The organism is Corynebacterium sp. 2571A (assembly GCF_055700935.1).
Genome location: NZ_JASTTE010000002.1, coordinates 263,280 through 279,044, shown reverse-complemented (window position 1 = coordinate 279,044; position 15,765 = coordinate 263,280). Strand labels below are relative to the sequence as shown.

The window sequence follows — 15,765 nt, the reverse complement described above, 5'->3', positions numbered from 1 at the left end:
TCGTTTCATTGTGCGTTCCCTTCCAGCCAGGCATCAACATCATCAGGGCGGATTCGCCAATGAGCGCGGAACCCCGGGCTTGACTTCGTGCCCTTGAGAACCCCGCGGTTCAGGGCCTCGTAGATGAACCAGGGCGAGTATTGGGTCATGTCGGCGACCTGTTTAACGGTCAAATAACGTGTAGTATTCATGTGGGATACCTTCCTGATAGGGGCCTCCGCGTGAATGATTTTGGCTGTCGTCACGCGGGGGCTTTTCTTATGTGTTGGGTGGGGTGCAGGTGGTCAGTGCCGGCGTGCCGGTTAACCCCTTGGTGGGCAAATGCTGGACAACCCACGAACCCCCCAGTGCCCTTGTCAGAAATCGAATCTGAACAGCTAGTGTTGTAATACTCCCCGATCCGCTAGTTGGGATACGGAAAAGCTGCCCACACCAGTGGGCAAGGGCTGGAATTTGTTTACGCGCCAGGTGTTGCCTCTCCACGCTCGCTAATCGTGGAGGTTCCAACGGCCCTACTACGGCAGACCTTGAGCAGGCCGGCCACCAAGTAGGTAAGTATGAGCCTTGGCGCAAATTCACTATTGAGTTCTCGATACAACGTTTTTCGCCCTACCTAAACCCCAAGGGGTTTAGGTCACTGTGGCGAAACTTTGGGACACACCGGTCCCCGCGCCCGGGGCTGGAATCGAACCAACCCTTCGCTCCAACGGGCTAAAATTTCTTTCCGCGCAACCAGCGCAAGAAAGGAGGTGAACACAATGGATTCCGATTTCCAGAAGATTCACCAGGAACTAACGAGACAGGGGTTAATAGACACCGCCCGTTTTTTCGAGAAGATGCAGGAGAACGGAGAGTTTTCATACCTCGTCAATTTGGAAATGCAGACTCTGTGGACTCTTGCCTCCCTCGAAACTCGATTGAAAAACCTGGAGCTAGTCGCGGGAATTGAGAATGTCGCCGCTCGACAACTCCCAGACGAGGAAGCTTTCGAGGCGCTCCGTGCGACGTTCAAGAGCTGACAACCGTTCCGTCAACTGTTCATAGGTTTCCCCTGGTGTGCCAGCACCGGGGGTTTCCTTGTTATCGCGGGTCATGCTGTAAACTCCTTCCTTTTCAATCCCGCTTTATGCGGGCTTTCTTTTATGCGGTGGTGTAGTACTGGTCCCACACGCGCTGCATCAGCTCCCGGTCTGCTTCGGTGTAGCCGTTAACCTGGCGAACCTGACCGTTAGGCAGGGTGAGGTCGTATTTCTCTGGTTCGCGCCCCTTTTCCAGCGTGTACAGTGCCTTCATCCGCTTTCCGAACATTGGGGCCACGGACTTCATCTTCTTGTTGGACAGGTTCTTGGACTTCAAGAAGTCCGCTGTGTACAGGGGGCGGGTTTCCGGGTCGAGTTCTGGGGCCTCACCCAAACCACGGGCCAGAACAATGCGGGCCTTCGCTTCCAAGTGGTCCGGGTGGATAAGCCCCTTCGCTGCCTGACACAACTCCATCTGCATCTGCGACTGACGCATCAAAGCATTCACCTGATGCTCAGCCTGCACCAGTTGGTTTTCCATAGTTACGAAGGCCTTAATGAGGTTCTTCTTGAAATCAACCACCACCGGCGTATTGCGGAACAGGGTCATGGCGAACATCGCCTGCTCGCGATTCAGAACCGCGATGGTGGTCTTTTGTGCTCCGCCTGCGGTTTGACGGGTCCGCGTTTCAAACGCGACCCTTCCAAACTCCTCGAAGTCTGCTTGGTTCTTACGAATCGTTTCCAGAACGTTCTTGTGCTGAATCCCTACACCCCCGGCGACAATCTCCGAAGTGGTAGTTAGGGTCCCGTCAGCGTTAGCGTGAACCAGTTGGTTGTTCATTGTGATACGCTCCTTAGTAAGTGGTACTTTCCTTTGGCTCGGTGTTCCAGCACCGGGCCTTTTCCTATGCTGCGAGTTCGTCTGCTACGAGTATTTTGGAGGGGTTAGCTCCGAGTGCTGCTAACGCTTCAAGTACAGAGACTGTGGGCTTGCGGGTGTTTATTGCGGTGGTCCAGGTCTTTCGGGCTAGGCTTGTTTTTTCTGCTAGGCCCGTGGTGGACGTGATGTGATGAAGTCGTTTCACTCGGTCGATTTCATCGAGAGAGAGTAGAAACATTCCCTTTTCCTCCTTTCTTCCGGTCGCTGTGTAACTGAATTTACACACCCCACCTGTAACCAGCAAGTGTAATTACACGAATGGGGGGATGGAAGTTACCATTTGGGCACGTCATTACCCGTTCAGTGTGTAATTTTTTACTCACTGTGTTAGGGTTACAGCCATGGATATCAAGCAGTGGCTAAGCGAAACATCGCGCATCCGCATCACGGACCAGGGCATCGCAAACATCCTCCAAGTCACCCGGAAGACCGCAAACAAGCGCCTTAATGAGGGTCTCCCCGTGGACGACTTACTCACACTCTGCGAAGCGCTAGGAATCAACCGCCCTCTCGCTCTAGTCGAATTGGGGTATATTCCCTACCAAGAAGTGCTTGATTTCCTCGATTCCGACGGCGCCCTAGTATCTACCGCCGACGAGGGTGAACTAGCCATAGAGCTTGCACGTCGACTCAACCCCGCGACCCGCGCTAATGAGATAGACGAGTTGGCCTCTCGTCGTGCGGGTGCCCCCGTGTCCGGCGCTCATGCTTCACTACAGGACGAGGATGACGGCACGGTCATGGACTGGGATGACAGTATCCCGCACGCCGCTGACTCCTCCCCCGACGAGCAAGCTGAGCGTGAGAAACGAGGTGAAGATTTGATTGATTAACGTTGACGCCCTCATTGATGTGGCGCAGCGGCGCGGGTATCGGGTGAGGTGGCACCGCGGCGGGCCGAAAGCAGCATGGCTCCCCCACCGCAACACCATCACACTGCGCGTCGGCATGGACGACGTCACCACCCTGTGCTCCCTAGCCCACGAACTAGGCCACGCACACTACGGTGACCCGCCCGGCCACCACGGGCCACACGAGCTACGTGCCGACCGATTCGCCGCCCGCCTCCTCATCAACCCCCACGACTACGCCACCACAGAAGCAATCTACGGACCACACCCCTCCGTCCTAGCCCACGAGCTCGGCGTGACGGTCAAAGTCCTAAAAACTTGGCAATCTCTCTACGAAAGGCAAGCAGCATGACCGACCAGACCCCCTATTCCCAGCAGCAAGAATCATCGAAGAAGAAGCCCTGGTGGAAGCGCTGGTGGGTAATCCTCATCGCAGTCCTCGTCCTCGCAGGAATTGGAAACGCTGTCACCGACAGCGAAAATAAAAACACTGGCAATGATTCTGAAGAGGTCACTTCGGAGCCGCTCCCAGCCGAGGACAGGCAGGAAGAAGCCCCTGCGGACGAGGAAGCCACGCAGCAAGAAGAAACCCAGTCAGAAGAAAAGACCAACACGGTGAACGTCGCCGGCCAAGACTGGGAGTGCCTGCCAGTGCCGGATGAGACAATGCAGCGAATCATGGACGGCGACAAGTGGGACGATGGTGCCCACTCCACAGTCGATAAGGCGGTCATGGTCCAGGGCGCGGACAATAACTTCATCGCTGCGAACATCACCTGGGAAGGTGAAGATGAACCGTTCGCCGCTGATTTCACGGCACCCATAGACGGTAGCGGCCCAATTACATCTGCTAGCCCTGGCACCGCCGAGCTGTTCAATTGGCCGGAAACCCCTGGCGGGCCGTTAGACGGCACCAACGCTGCTAAGGAATGCTTAGCTCGATAAAACAAGGAACGACCCCGTGGACCTGTGCTCAACACGGGGTGTCCTGGCCCATGGGGGTGTGGGCCACCAGCAGTATAAAGCAAAACACCCCTGGCACACGAAAGTGCCAGGGGTGTTCCTCTCGAAATGTGCCGGGGGCTGTCTTACGGGCCGCCCGGCTAGGAAGTGATTTTAGCATGGCTTCGATTAAAAAATATGAGACCGCCAAAGGTAACGCGTGGCGAGTCCAATACCGCAGTCCGGATGGCAGGTCGAGGACTAAGCAGGGCTTTCGTACGAAGACTGAGGCTCAGGCGTGGGCGGATAAAAACGCGGTTGCAGTTCGTGAAAATGACTGGATTGACCCCAACGCCGGAAAAGTAACTATTGGTGAGGTTTCCGTACCGTGGAAAGCGAACCTTACTCACCTGAAGCCTAAGACGCGGCATGACATGCTGGCAGTCTGGCGCAATCATGTGGAGCCGAAGTGGGGTGGACGGCAGGTGGTTGGTATTAAGCCTTCGGAGGTGCAGGCGTGGGTGTCTAGTTTGGATAGGTCTGCGTCGCTAGTGAGGCAAGCTCATGCGGTGCTGGCGCAGATTCTTGACCTGGCGGTGATGGATAAGGCTGTGCGTGAGAATCCGGCGCGGAGTGTGAAACTGCCGCGTAAGGATGCGGCGCGGAAAGTGTATCTGACGGCGGAGCAACTAAGTCTGCTGGTGGGTGAGTGTACGCGTTATCGGGAGTTGGTGTGGCTTTTGGGCACGGTGGGGCTGCGTTGGGGTGAAGCGGCGGCATTGCGGGTGCGGGATGTGAACGTGCTAAGGAATCGCATCAGCGTGGAGCGTAACGCGGTCACTGTGGGTAGTGAGGTGATTATTGGAACGCCTAAGACGCATGAGGTGCGCCAAGTATCTGTGCCTCCTTCGGTGATGCGGATGCTGGTGCCAGTGATGGACGGAAAAGGCCCGGATGAGTTGTTGTGGCCGCGTCGTGACGGCACGCCGATGAAACCACCAACGCATGGGAAGTGGTACTACAACGCGCTAGACCGCTGCATGGAGAAGTACCCGGATTTCCCGCGAGTCACCCCGCACGGTTTAAGGCACGTTGCGGCTGGACTGATGATTTCCGCCGGGGCGAATGTGCTTGCAGTTCAAAGGCAGCTTGGTCATTCTTCGGCGGCTATGACCCTCGATGTTTACTCAGCGCTGTGGGATGAGGACTTGCAGAAACTGGGGGACAAAATTGACCAAAAGATTACTTCAGCACTGGATTCGTTAAAGTCGTCCTAGACTTAGATTTAACAATGAGAGATATACAGTTTCTTGAAACCCCATACTTTCTGCCTAGCCGGGCTAGGTCTCCGTGTTTCCCCTTGTATTCAAACCTAATCTGAGCCACTTCTGCATCAGTTAGTTTAAAGTTAGGGTGCCTTTCTCCATTCGGGTTACGGCGCTTTGCCAGCATGTCGTGAGTGTTAATTTTCGGAGGAGCTGCAAAAAGGTGCTTCGGGTTAACGCACCTTGGATTGTCGCAAGTATGACAAATTAAGTAACCATCCGGGATGTCCCCATTATGATGTTCCCATACTACTCGTGTGACGATTGAGCGACGTGGAGATTTATTCTTACCGTAACTTCCGATAAAGATAGTGCCATAGCCGTAGGAGTTGATGGTTCCTTTCCAGTTCCAACAACCGTCCGGACGGATTTCCCATCCGATTTTCGTTGCTCTCTCGTAGGCAGGAATCCTTTTTGGCCTGGCTGCAAATTCATCTAGACGATTTGCTCGGCGCATCCGCTCGTAGCAGCTGTGACAGAGCCCTCTTCTTAGGTGGCTATCGTATCGTCCGCAATTATCAAATGAACATGTACCCTTGGGCATGTCGAATCTCCTATTCAGGTTCGACCGCGTGCTCGGATGGTTGCCGCCATCGCGGGCACTTTACCCATTTAAGTATACCTCTTTTCGGGTGTCGTGGGCTTGTCGTGCCTGGGGGCTTAAATATGGTGTTTATGCTGGTTAAACCCGGTTTAGGTCACTGGTTCGAGCCCAGTTGGAGGAGCAAACCAAGCCCGCTGTTTACAGCGGGCTTTTCTTTTGCCTATATACGGCGCTCCTCCTCGCCTCGTGAGGTATAAATAGAGACATCCACGCCATCTCCTATCGATGACCAATGCCCTGTTTCCCTGCCCCCTGAAAGGCCGCACAATGCGCCGCGTCTTACCCCTGGTTTTTGCTTCACTTCTTTTCGTCAGCGCATGCGGAGACGAGCAAGGCGCCCCTTCCGAGGACCACACTTCTGCCTCCTCTACTAGCAGTGCGTCCACAACTTCCAGCGAGAGCACCAAGCCAAGCACTCCGCAGGAAACCAGTGAAGAACCGAGTTGCGAAGAACCTGCGGCACAATCCCCTGATCCCACAGCATCGGATACGGAACCACAAGAGCCTTACGTTGTCGAGTGTCTCCCCGGGACACCGGGTCCTTCGCGGATGTCAGACGGAACCACTCAACCTACTGACTTCTGCGCCAACCAAGAAGGCGCTGAAGAGTATCGTGAGGCCGAGGCCAACGCCGGACTTCCCGATCCCGCGACCATCCCCTATGCCGACGGGGGCACGTGCCCTGCGGCAATCTGCGGATACGGCCACGATGAGAACGGCAACCCGAACCCCTCCAGCGGTGAAATCCAAAGTTGGTGGATGAACTGCATTTCCACCAACTCGGAAGAATACTGCCGAGCGAACGACCCCTACACGAATTAGGCCGGTTGCTACCCCCCTGGCAAGGCAGCAGGCTCCACAGCACATATGAGGCGTCCGGCTCTGCGGCACCCCCACAGCCCGAGCAATCAGGAATATAACCCCGCCGATGGATTTAGTCGGAGCAACCCTATTTACCCCGCAAATACCCCCGGTATGGGGCATCGTCGCAGCATAGGGGTTTTTGGAAGTTTTTGCGGGCAAACGTAGAGTGCAATAGACATATTTGCCTGGTTTCGGTGCGGGGGTAGAACGCAAAGTGGGTACGGCGCGTGGGTGGCTTCTATACGCTGGGCCCTACGACCTTGGATTTCGCAGTCGCGCCTTCGCGGGTGAGCCAAGGTAGTTTTTCGCCGCGAGCCCGCAAGCGCGCTCAACACAGAAAGCAGGCCCATGACAGCAAGTGAACAACCTGATACCCGAATAGACCTCATCTGGTTGTCCGAACAAGACATGATCGACGCCGGCGTGACGGATGCCGCCAAATGCGTCGAAACCATGGAAGAAACCCTCATCCTGCTCGACAAGGGTGACTACCGTATGGCTGGCGCCTCCGCCAACAGCCACGGCGCGCAGATCAACTTCCCCGATGACCCGGAGTTCGAGGGCATGCCGGCCAACGGCCCCGACCGCCGCTTCATGGCCATGCCGGCCTATATCGGCGGCCGCTTCAACAACACCGGCGTGAAGTGGTACGGCTCCAACGCGGACAACCGCAACCACGGGCTGCCGCGCTCCATTCACGTCTTCGTCCTCAACGACACGGTCACGGGAGCGCCGAAGGCCATCATGTCCGCGAACCTGCTCTCCGCCTACCGCACCGGCGCCGTGCCGGCCGTGGGCGTGAAGCACCTGGCCGTGGACAATGCCGAGGAGGTCGGCATCATCGGGCCGGGCGTGATGTCGCGGACCATCCTGGCTTCCTCTATTACCCAGCGCCCGTCCATCAAGCACGTCAAGATCAAGGGGCGCACGGCCGCCTCCACCGTGCGCACCGCGAACTACCTGCGCGAGCAACACCCGGACATTGAGTTCACCGTCGTCGACAGCGAGCAGGAGGCGGTGGAAGGTTCCGATATCCTCATCGCGGGCACCTCGACCTCCCAGGACGGCCCGCAGGGCTTCCCCTACTTCAACAAGGACTGGCTCAAGCCTGGCGCGCTGGTGCTGGCGCCCGCCGCCGCCCGCTTCGACGATGACTTCGTCGCCTCCGGCGGGGCCCGCCTCGTGGTGGACTACAAGGGCCTGTACGCCGAGTGGTTCAACGAGAACGGCCCCGACGTGACGTACGAGCGCCTGCTCGGCATCCCCGGCAACCGCTGGTGGGACATGGTCCAGGAGGGCAAGCTGGACGAGTCTGACATCGCCAATATCGGCGCCATCGCCGACGGACAGGCCCCCGGCCGCACCAACGACGAGGAAATCTTCTTCTACTCCATCGGCGGCATGCCCGTCGAGGACGTCGCGTGGGCCACGGACGTCCTCGACCAAGCCCGCGACAAGGGCCTGGGCACCCCGCTCAACCTCTGGGACGTGCCGGCGCTGTCCTAGGGCGCCGGTGCCAACCCAGCAATCATCTAGTTTCCAGTCTTCCCATCCCCAACTACACCCTAAGGCGTGTTTTTCCACAGTGAGCTTTCAAGCTTCCTCAGTCCACGATGTCATCGACTTCATCCAGGCGGAGCAGGTCCGCTACCTCGATATCCGCTTCAGCGACGTGTTTGGCGCCGAGCATGCCCTGACCGTGCCCGCCCGCCTGCTAACGGAGGAGACCGCCCGCGAAGGTTTTGCCTTCGACGGCTCCTCCATCCCCGGTTTCGCCACCGTTGATAAGTCGGACATGACGCTCATCCCCGATCCGGGCACGGCGTATCTCGACCCGTTCCGCGCCCACAAGACGCTGAACATGCAGTTCTTCGTCCGGGATCCCCTCTCCCAGGCCTCTTACTCCCGCGACCCGCGCTCCATCGCCCAGAATGCGGAGACCTACCTGCAGGAGACCGGTATCGCCGATACCTGCTCCATCGGCGCGGAGGCGGAGTTCTACGTCTTCGACTCGGTCCGTTATTCCTCCGGCGTGAACCACTCCTTCCACCAGGTCGACTCGGACGAGGGCTGGTGGCGCTCGGGGGAGGAAACCATGATGGACGGCAGCCCGAACCGCGGTAACCAGATCCGCATCAACGACGGCTACTTCCCGGTTGCTCCTTATGACAAGACCATCCCGGTGCGCGATGACATCGCCTATAACCTGGAGCTCATCGGCTTCGATGTCGAGCGCTTCCACCACGAGGTCGCCACGGGCGGCATCCAGGAGGTCAACTACCGCTTCGCCAACCTGCTTAGGGCCGGCGACGACATGCAGGCCTTCAAATACGTGGTGCGCAATACCGCGGAAAGCCACGGGCAAACCGCCACGTTTATGCCCAAGCCCTTGGCCGGCGACGGCGGTTCCGGCATGCACGCCCACCAGTCACTGTGGAAGGACGGCAAGCCGCTTTTCTACGACGAGACCGGCTACGCCGGCCTGTCCGATACCGCCCGCTACTACATCGGCGGGCTGCTCAAGCACGCGCCGGCGGTGCTGGCGCTGACCAACCCCACCGTCAATTCCTACCGCCGTTTATTCTCCGGCTTCGAGGCCCCGGTCAACCTGGCCTATTCCCAGTCCAATCGCTCCGCGGCCATCCGCATCCCGCTGACCGGAGAAAACCCGAAGGCCAAGCGCATTGAGTTCCGCGCGCCCGATCCTTCGGCCAACCCCTACCTTGCGTTTACCGCGCAGATGATGGCCGGCATCGACGGCATCCTCAACCGCATCGAGCCCGGCGAGCCGGTGAACAAGGACCTCTACGAGCTCTCCCCGCAGGAGCGCAAGGATATCCCCCAGGTCCCCCACTCCCTGGAGTCCTCGCTCGCGGCACTCGAGGCCGACCACGAGTTCCTCACCGCCGGCGACGTCATGACCGAGGACTTCCTCGAGGCCTACGCCCGCCTCAAATTCGACCGGGAAATCCTGCCCCTGCGGCAGGGCCCATCCCCGAAGGAATTCGAGCTGTACTACAACGTCTAATTCCTGGGAGACTACCCCGTCCCTGGGTTTGCATTTTCCCAGTTCAGCGGGTTATAGCACATAAGGAAAAGGAGTGTAGACAAAAGCAAACGCCCCGCTTTATCAAGTGGGGCGTCGCGATAAGTACGGTAAGTGTTGCGGTATGGGATCCGCTTTTCATGGGTAATGAGTCTGCGACTCGGCCCATCGGGCGCTTGCTTCTAGTCTGAGACTAAGGCTTCAGCGCCTAATTGGATCATACCCCACCCCTAAGTTCTGTCAAGGATAGCTCATGGCTTGTTTGGAGTTTCAGCAGATCGGTTCGACAATCGTTGAAGCACGTTTCACCTAATGTAGCCGCAATATCTTTCGCCAATCGCGCCTTAGGTGTTTTGTCGTCGAGAAAGTCCTCCAACCCATTGTCTTCAATCTTCTTTCTCGCGTGAAAGACCGCGCTAGCCAACAAATCAGCGATTTGCAGTGGAGGGCAAGTCCTAGAATCGAGACTAACTGCGGTAATCACTCGCTTGTTTCCAAACCGTTTATTTAAGCAAGCAGCAAGCTCATCACCATACGAAATCCCTTCTGGGACATCAATGTGATCCACCATCAGCACACTCACTTCGCGCCGAGTGATAAGCCCTCGAAGCAACCGGTCGGTAGCAAAGCGGTGTCCCTGCCACTGATCCCTGTTAGACCACGGGTCAAAATGCCGTTTATCTAATACAAACGCTCCAAAGGTGCATCCTGCTGACACTGCTTCCGCAAATAGCTCAGCAAGTATGGGCTCGGAATTCTTTGTCACCTTGGAAAATTTTATTTCTTCGGCTTTCGTAAAATTGTTTCTATCGCGACAGGCTTTGATAGCTCTAGAGAGCTTATCCGGATCAGTAGTCCTCACCGCTGCTGTCACAAAGTGTTTCCCGAGAGAACCTTTACTCCCCGCCTCATCCACGAAGTACGCCACTCCCTCCGTAGACAACGGAAGGTGGACTTGCGGAGGGCTCTTGGGAGACAAGCTGTCCATGAGTTCAGTTTACCGAAGTCATCCAGATCGAATTGTGTATTCTACCGAGCCTGAGACTCCGCAATCTCCAACACCAGCAAAATCCGCCCTGGTGTGTTCTCCCAGGGCGGTGCGAAAAGCCGCTAGTCCTGCGGGTAGAGCCCCTTGGCGGCGCTCAGCTGCGTGGCGGGCTGGCTGGGATCGGCCGGGGCGTCGTCGTCCGGCAGGAGGCCGGGGCACACGTACTCGTCGGCGGCGTCGATAAATTCCTGCGGCGGGGCGAAGAAGTTCGCGCCCGTCAGCGGGGTGGAAAAATCAAGGATGCGGTCGTAGTTGCCGCGGGGCTCGCCCAGGAACATGCGGCGCAACATCAGCTCGGTCACGCGGACGTCGTTGGCGTAGCTCATGAAGAAGGTGCCTTGCTCGCCGGTGCCCTTGCCGAAGGCCAGGTTGTCGCGGACGATCTCCAGGGAGTTGCCGTCGGCGTCCTCCACAGAGTTCAGGAAGACGTGGCTGTTGTGCGGCTTCTCAGCGTCGTCGAACTCGATGTCCTCGGCCTTGGTGCGGCCGATAACGCGCTGCTGCTCCTCGACGCCGATTTCCTCCCAGTCCTTCAGGTTGTGGGTGTATTTCTGCTCCACGATGTAGCTGCCGCCGGCCCACTGGCCCTCGGCAATTAGCGCGGCGTCGGCGCCCGCGCGACCCTGCGGGGACTCGGTGCCGTCCACGAAGCCCAGCGGGTCGCGGTAATCCATGTAGCGGAAGGCGTGGACCTCATCGAGGGTTTCCACCTCGTCGCCCAACAGCCCCTTGATGCGGCGGGTCAGCTCGAAGGCGCGGTCGAATTCGTCCGAGCGGATGTGGAAGAACAGGTCCCCGCCCGTCGAGGGCGCGGAGTGCTTATCGCCCTCCAACGGAACGAAGTCGTGCAACCCCTCCGGCTTCGGCGCGGTAGACGGGTCGAAAAGCCGATCCCACAGCTGGGAGCCAATGCCTACCACGGCGCTCAGGTGTGAATGAGGATCGCGGAAGCTGACGCCGTCGACGGTGCCGGCCAGGCCGGTCAGGGCATCGATGGCCGCCTGTTCTTGGCCCTCGGGCACCGTGAGGTTGATAAAGAAGGCCACCTTGGTCTGCGGAAGGATGATCGTCTGGGAAAGCTCATGGGGTTGCATGTTCCCCAGTATAGGAGGTCGGGTGCGCCCCAACCGGCGGAACGCGGCGGCAAATTCCGCCCCGGGGCGGGCGCCCTAGTCCGCGGCGGACGGCGCGAAGTCCGGCAGGCGCTCGCCCAGGCCGAACAGCTTCGTGATGGCGGCCACCGAGCGCGCCGCGCCCTGGCCGTCGCCGTAGGGGTTGACCGCATTCGCCATGGCGGCGTAGGCGGCGTCGTCCTCAAGCAGCAGGCGCGCCTCCGCGGTAATGAGGTCGCGGTCGGTGCCGACCAGTTTGACGGTGCCGGCCACGACGGCCTCGGGGCGCTCGGTATTCGAGCGCATCACCAGCACCGGCTTGCCCAGCGCCGGGGCCTCCTCCTGGACCCCGCCGGAGTCGGTCAGGATGATGCTCGCGCGGTTTTGCAGCTGGGTGAACTGGTCGTACGGCAGCGGGTCCGTGATGATGACGTTGTCCAGATTTTCTACCTCCGGCAGCACCGCCTGGCGCACCTTCGGGTTCAGGTGCAACGGCAGGGCGAAGTAGGTGTCTGGATATTCTGCGGCCAGGTCGGCGACCGCGTCGCCGATATTCTTCATCGCGTCCAGGTTCTCCCGGCGGTGGGTGGTCACCACGACCAAGCGCTTATCCGTGGCCGCGGCTGCCTGCAGCGCCGGGTCGGCAAACTCGGTGTCCCAGCCGGCGGCCTCCAGCAGCGCGTCGATGACGGTGTTGCCCGTGACCACGATGTCCTTGCTGCGGAAGTTCTCCTTGCGCAGGTTTTCCATCGCGCCCTCGGTCGGCGCCAGGTGCAAGGCCGCGACCTGCCCGATGATCCTACGGTTGGCCTCCTCCGGGAACGGGGAGGAAATATCGCCGGTACGCAGGCCGGCCTCCAGGTGGATGACCTTGACACCGCGGTGGAAGCCGGCCAGCGCCGCGGCCATCGCGGTGGAGGTATCCCCCTGGGAGATGATCGCGTCCGGGTTTTCCTGGGCGATGACCTCGTCCAGGCCTACCAGCGCGCGGGAGACCAGTTCGTTCAAGCCCTGCCCCGGCTTCATCAGCCCCAGATCGTGGGCCGGAGTAATCCCGAACATGGAGTTGACCTGCTCGAGCATCTCCTTGTGCTGGCCGGTGGACACCGGTACGGATTCAAAACGATCATCCTGGTCGAGGGCCTTGATGACCGGCGCCACCTTGATGGCTTCTGGGCGGGTACCGTAGACCGTCATGATCTTCGGGGCAGGCATTACGCTCCTTTGGCGAATTTAGGAAGACAAAATGAGTCGGTTAACTTGTAATGACCTTACCTAGGCCGAAACAATCCCGCTACCGTTATGCCGCCCGCAGGAAGGTGAATTTCGCGCGCTCCCCCGCCGCGTCCGCACGGGCCGGCCGCCCGCGCCGTTTCCGCCGTGTTTTCTAGGCCGCTTCCTGTGAACCCGCCAGCAGCAAAGCGGCCCACGCCAGGCCCGCTGCGGTCTCATTAGCAGCGGGTACGGCCGGCATCATTCCCATATCCACCCCTTAAATATATAGTGCCGAATGCATATACGGAAGACTAGGAAAACACTTCGCCGCCCTCACCCCCGTTCGGGCGGGGAGGGAAAATAGGTAGGCTGGGAGCGTAAAAAGCACCACACCTATCGCCGATTTTCGCAAGGGAGTAATCTACCGCCCATGATTCAGTTCGTTGTTGGCGCCGCAGCCGGGTACGTCTTCGGCACTAAGGCCGGCCGCAAGCGTTATCACCAGATCAAGGGTGCCTACCAGAAGGCCGTCAATTCCCCCGCCACCAAGTCCGCCCTGCGCTCCGCGCGCAAGGCCGTGGCCAACCGGCTGGACCCGGAGCCGCGCATGCGGGAGATCAAGGACCTGCGTTCCCGCGGCACCCGGTCGACCGGGCAGCCGGATATCCCCCGGGATCGCATCTACGAACCCGACGAGGATTAGCACCAAGGACTACCGACCGATTAGCCGAACGCGAGCGCGGGCCTACTAGGGCCCGCGCCTTATTTTTCCTCCGCGCCTGCGAGTCTCCCCGCGCGTTTTTTGTCTATACGCCGCCGCTACCGGCACGGTTGCGGGGTGGCTACAGCGCCCGCTCGTTCAGCTCGCGGCGGGCCTGCTCCAAGGCGACCAGATCGGCGAAGAGGCTGTTGTAGGCGCGCTCGTCGTCGCTGGGGCGCATGCGGCCCAGGCGCGCCTTGAGCTGGGCGATCTGGTCGGCCACGCGGGATTCCTGCAGGCGGGACAGCACGGAGTCGGCGTAGCTTTCCAGCGGGATATCGCCGGTGGGCAGGATGGTTTCCACGGCCAGCTCCGAGACGAAGTTCCGGCCGGTGAGATCGCGCATCTGGCCGGCCACGGCGGCGAGCCACTCGACGTTAGGCAGCTGCGCGCCGCGCACCGCGCCGCCCTCTGCGGCGATGGCCTCCCGCACGGTCCGGTAGGCGTCGTTGGTGTAGGAATCCGCCGGCAGGCCGTCGAAGTACTCGCCCACCACGGCCGGGTGCTGGAGGGCCAGCTTGAGGGCCTCGCGCTGCGGCCACAGGTGCGTCTCGTTGGGGCTGGGCGGGCGGATGGCCGGCACGTCCTGCTGGGCGGGCTGGGCCTGCGCGTTGTCGAAGCGCTTGGCCTGCATGACCGGCTTGCGCTGGGCCTGGGAGCGGTTGTCGCGGGCGGCCTGGTCGACCTGGTGCATGACCTCTTCCGGATCCGGCCAGCCCACCCAGCCGGCCAGGCGGCGGGCGTATTCGCGCTGCAGGGGCTTGTCGCGGATCTGCGCGACGACGGGGACCGCGCGGCGCAGGGCCTGCAGGCGGCCCTCGGCGGTATCAATCCGGTAGCCGGAAATCAGCGACTCGATGACGAACTCGAACATGGGGATGCGGTCGGCGACCAGCTCGCGCACGGCGGCATCGCCGCGCTTGAGCCGCAGATCGCACGGGTCCATCCCGTCCGGGGCGATGGAGACAAAGGACTGGCCGGTGAATTTCTGCTCGCCCTCGAAGGCGCGCAGGGCGGCCTTCTGCCCGGCCTCGTCGCCGTCGAAGGTGTAGATGAGCTCACCGTTGAAATAGCTATCATCCAGCATCAGCCGCCGCAGCAGCTGCAGGTGCTCCCCGCCAAAAGCCGTGCCGCAGGAGGCCACCGCGTTGGGCACCCCGGCCGCGTACATGGCCATCACGTCCGTATAGCCTTCCACGATGACGGCCTGGCGCTGCTTGGCGATGCTCGACTTCGCCACGTCCAGCCCAAAGAGCACCTTGGACTTGTGGTAGAGCATGGTCTCCGGGGTGTTCATGTATTTGCCCAGGTTGTCGTCGTCGAAGAGCTTGCGCGCGCCGAAGCCGATGACGTTGCCGGCCATGTCCTTGATCGGCCAGAGCAGGCGGCGGTGGAAGCGGTCGATGGGTCCGCGCCGGCCCATCTTGGCCAGCCCGGCGGCCTCCAGCTCCTCGTAGTCGAAGCCCATGCGCAGCAGGTATTTGGTCAGCGTGTCCCAGCCGTCCGGGGCGTAGCCGCACTCGAAGTCGTAGATGACCTGCTGGGAAAAACCGCGATCCAGCAGGAAGTTGCGGGCCGTGGCGGCCTCCGGGGTCTCCAGCTGCTGGCGGTAGAACTCGTGCGCGGCCTTGTTGGCCTGGATAAGCCGCTGGCGGGTGCCCGGCTTCACGTCGCGGGCGCCGGTGGTCCCGCCCTGGTAGTTGATGTGGTAGCCGATCTTCTGCGCGACGGCTTCGACGGCCTCCGGGAAGCTGAGCTGTTCCATCTCCATCAGGAAGGTGAACACGTCGCCGCCCTTGCCCGTGGAAAAGCAGTGGAAATAGCCGCGCTGGGGGCGCACGTGGAAGGACGGGGTCTTTTCGTCCTTGAAGGGAGACAGGCCTTTCATGGAGTCGTGCCCCGCCGGTTTGAGCTGGACGTATTCGCCCACGATCTCCTCAATCGGTGCACGCTCTCGGATCTGCTGAATATCGCTTTCCGGAATCCTGCCTCGCGCCATGTGTAATAGCGTACCCAGCGCGGCAAACCGGCGCCCA

At 60.1% G+C, this 15,765-nt stretch carries 16 protein-coding genes; 8 read left to right on the top strand and 8 right to left on the bottom strand.

The window, feature by feature from the left end; genetic code table 11:
• Positions 1-5: 5 nt before the first annotated feature.
• The 3 genes from QQS53_RS04710 to QQS53_RS04700 form a co-directional block, all read right to left on the bottom strand.
• Positions 6-191, bottom strand: a complete 186-nt coding sequence (locus QQS53_RS04710; RefSeq protein WP_472774755.1) for a helix-turn-helix domain-containing protein — start codon at positions 189-191, stop codon at positions 6-8.
• A gap of 741 nt (positions 192-932) precedes the next feature.
• Positions 933-1,094, bottom strand: a complete 162-nt coding sequence (locus tag QQS53_RS04705; protein ID WP_472774754.1) for a hypothetical protein — start codon at positions 1,092-1,094, stop codon at positions 933-935.
• Positions 1,095-1,140: 46 nt separating this feature from the next.
• A complete protein-coding gene (locus QQS53_RS04700; RefSeq protein WP_472774753.1) occupies positions 1,141-1,863 on the bottom strand; it encodes a Rha family transcriptional regulator in 723 nt (240 codons plus the stop codon).
• A gap of 440 nt (positions 1,864-2,303) precedes the next feature.
• Here QQS53_RS04700 and QQS53_RS04695 point away from each other — a divergent pair, with 440 nt between their 5' ends.
• From QQS53_RS04695 to QQS53_RS04680, 4 genes are all read left to right on the top strand, one after another.
• The gene (locus QQS53_RS04695) at positions 2,304-2,795 is read left to right on the top strand and encodes a hypothetical protein (protein ID WP_472774752.1); all 492 of its coding nucleotides are present in this window, start codon (positions 2,304-2,306) and stop codon (positions 2,793-2,795) included.
• A complete protein-coding gene (locus QQS53_RS04690; protein ID WP_472774751.1) occupies positions 2,788-3,165 on the top strand; it encodes an ImmA/IrrE family metallo-endopeptidase in 378 nt (125 codons plus the stop codon). Before QQS53_RS04695 ends, QQS53_RS04690 begins: the two co-directional genes overlap by 8 nt.
• Positions 3,162-3,758, top strand: a complete 597-nt coding sequence (locus QQS53_RS04685; protein WP_472774750.1) for a hypothetical protein — start codon at positions 3,162-3,164, stop codon at positions 3,756-3,758. Before QQS53_RS04690 ends, QQS53_RS04685 begins: the two co-directional genes overlap by 4 nt.
• Before the next feature lie 176 nt (positions 3,759-3,934).
• Entirely contained in the window at positions 3,935-5,032 is a 1,098-nt protein-coding gene (locus QQS53_RS04680) for a tyrosine-type recombinase/integrase (RefSeq protein ID WP_472774749.1), read from the top strand.
• Here the strand turns inward: QQS53_RS04680 and QQS53_RS04675 are convergent.
• Complete coding sequence (locus QQS53_RS04675; protein ID WP_472775052.1) at positions 4,998-5,537, bottom strand: HNH endonuclease; 540 nt, start codon at positions 5,535-5,537, stop codon at positions 4,998-5,000. The two genes, QQS53_RS04680 and QQS53_RS04675, sit on opposite strands and share 35 nt — an antisense overlap.
• Before the next feature lie 696 nt (positions 5,538-6,233).
• Between QQS53_RS04675 and QQS53_RS04670 the strand changes: the two genes are divergently transcribed.
• The 3 genes from QQS53_RS04670 to glnA all read left to right on the top strand — a co-directional run bounded on the left by QQS53_RS04670 (position 6,234) and on the right by glnA (position 9,576).
• The gene (locus QQS53_RS04670) at positions 6,234-6,506 is read left to right on the top strand and encodes a hypothetical protein (RefSeq protein ID WP_472774748.1); all 273 of its coding nucleotides are present in this window, start codon (positions 6,234-6,236) and stop codon (positions 6,504-6,506) included.
• A gap of 390 nt (positions 6,507-6,896) precedes the next feature.
• Entirely contained in the window at positions 6,897-8,054 is a 1,158-nt protein-coding gene (locus QQS53_RS04665) for a tyramine oxidase subunit B (protein ID WP_472774747.1), read from the top strand.
• Between the two features lie 79 nt (positions 8,055-8,133).
• On the top strand, positions 8,134-9,576 hold the full coding sequence (gene glnA, locus QQS53_RS04660; protein WP_472774746.1) for a type I glutamate--ammonia ligase: 1,443 nt from the start codon (positions 8,134-8,136) through the stop codon (positions 9,574-9,576).
• 235 nt (positions 9,577-9,811) lie between these two features.
• On the opposite strand, the gene QQS53_RS04655 is transcribed toward glnA, so the two are convergent.
• The 3 genes from QQS53_RS04655 to wecB all read right to left on the bottom strand — a co-directional run bounded on the left by QQS53_RS04655 (position 9,812) and on the right by wecB (position 12,969).
• Positions 9,812-10,582: a DUF3800 domain-containing protein gene (locus QQS53_RS04655; RefSeq protein ID WP_472774745.1), complete on the bottom strand. Its 771-nt coding sequence runs from the start codon at positions 10,580-10,582 to the stop codon at positions 9,812-9,814.
• Between the two features lie 122 nt (positions 10,583-10,704).
• Positions 10,705-11,736 (bottom strand): Dyp-type peroxidase, encoded by a 1,032-nt coding sequence (locus tag QQS53_RS04650; protein ID WP_472774744.1) that lies wholly within the window; start codon positions 11,734-11,736, stop codon positions 10,705-10,707.
• A gap of 75 nt (positions 11,737-11,811) precedes the next feature.
• On the bottom strand, positions 11,812-12,969 hold the full coding sequence (wecB, locus tag QQS53_RS04645) for a non-hydrolyzing UDP-N-acetylglucosamine 2-epimerase (RefSeq protein ID WP_472774743.1): 1,158 nt from the start codon (positions 12,967-12,969) through the stop codon (positions 11,812-11,814).
• 430 nt (positions 12,970-13,399) lie between these two features.
• Between wecB and QQS53_RS04640 the strand changes: the two genes are divergently transcribed.
• Complete coding sequence (locus QQS53_RS04640; RefSeq protein WP_472774742.1) at positions 13,400-13,672, top strand: hypothetical protein; 273 nt, start codon at positions 13,400-13,402, stop codon at positions 13,670-13,672.
• Positions 13,673-13,811: 139 nt separating this feature from the next.
• Here QQS53_RS04640 and dnaG read toward each other — a convergent pair whose 3' ends face one another.
• Complete coding sequence (gene dnaG / locus QQS53_RS04635; RefSeq protein WP_472774741.1) at positions 13,812-15,728, bottom strand: DNA primase; 1,917 nt, start codon at positions 15,726-15,728, stop codon at positions 13,812-13,814.
• Between the last annotated feature and the right edge of the window lie 37 nt (positions 15,729-15,765).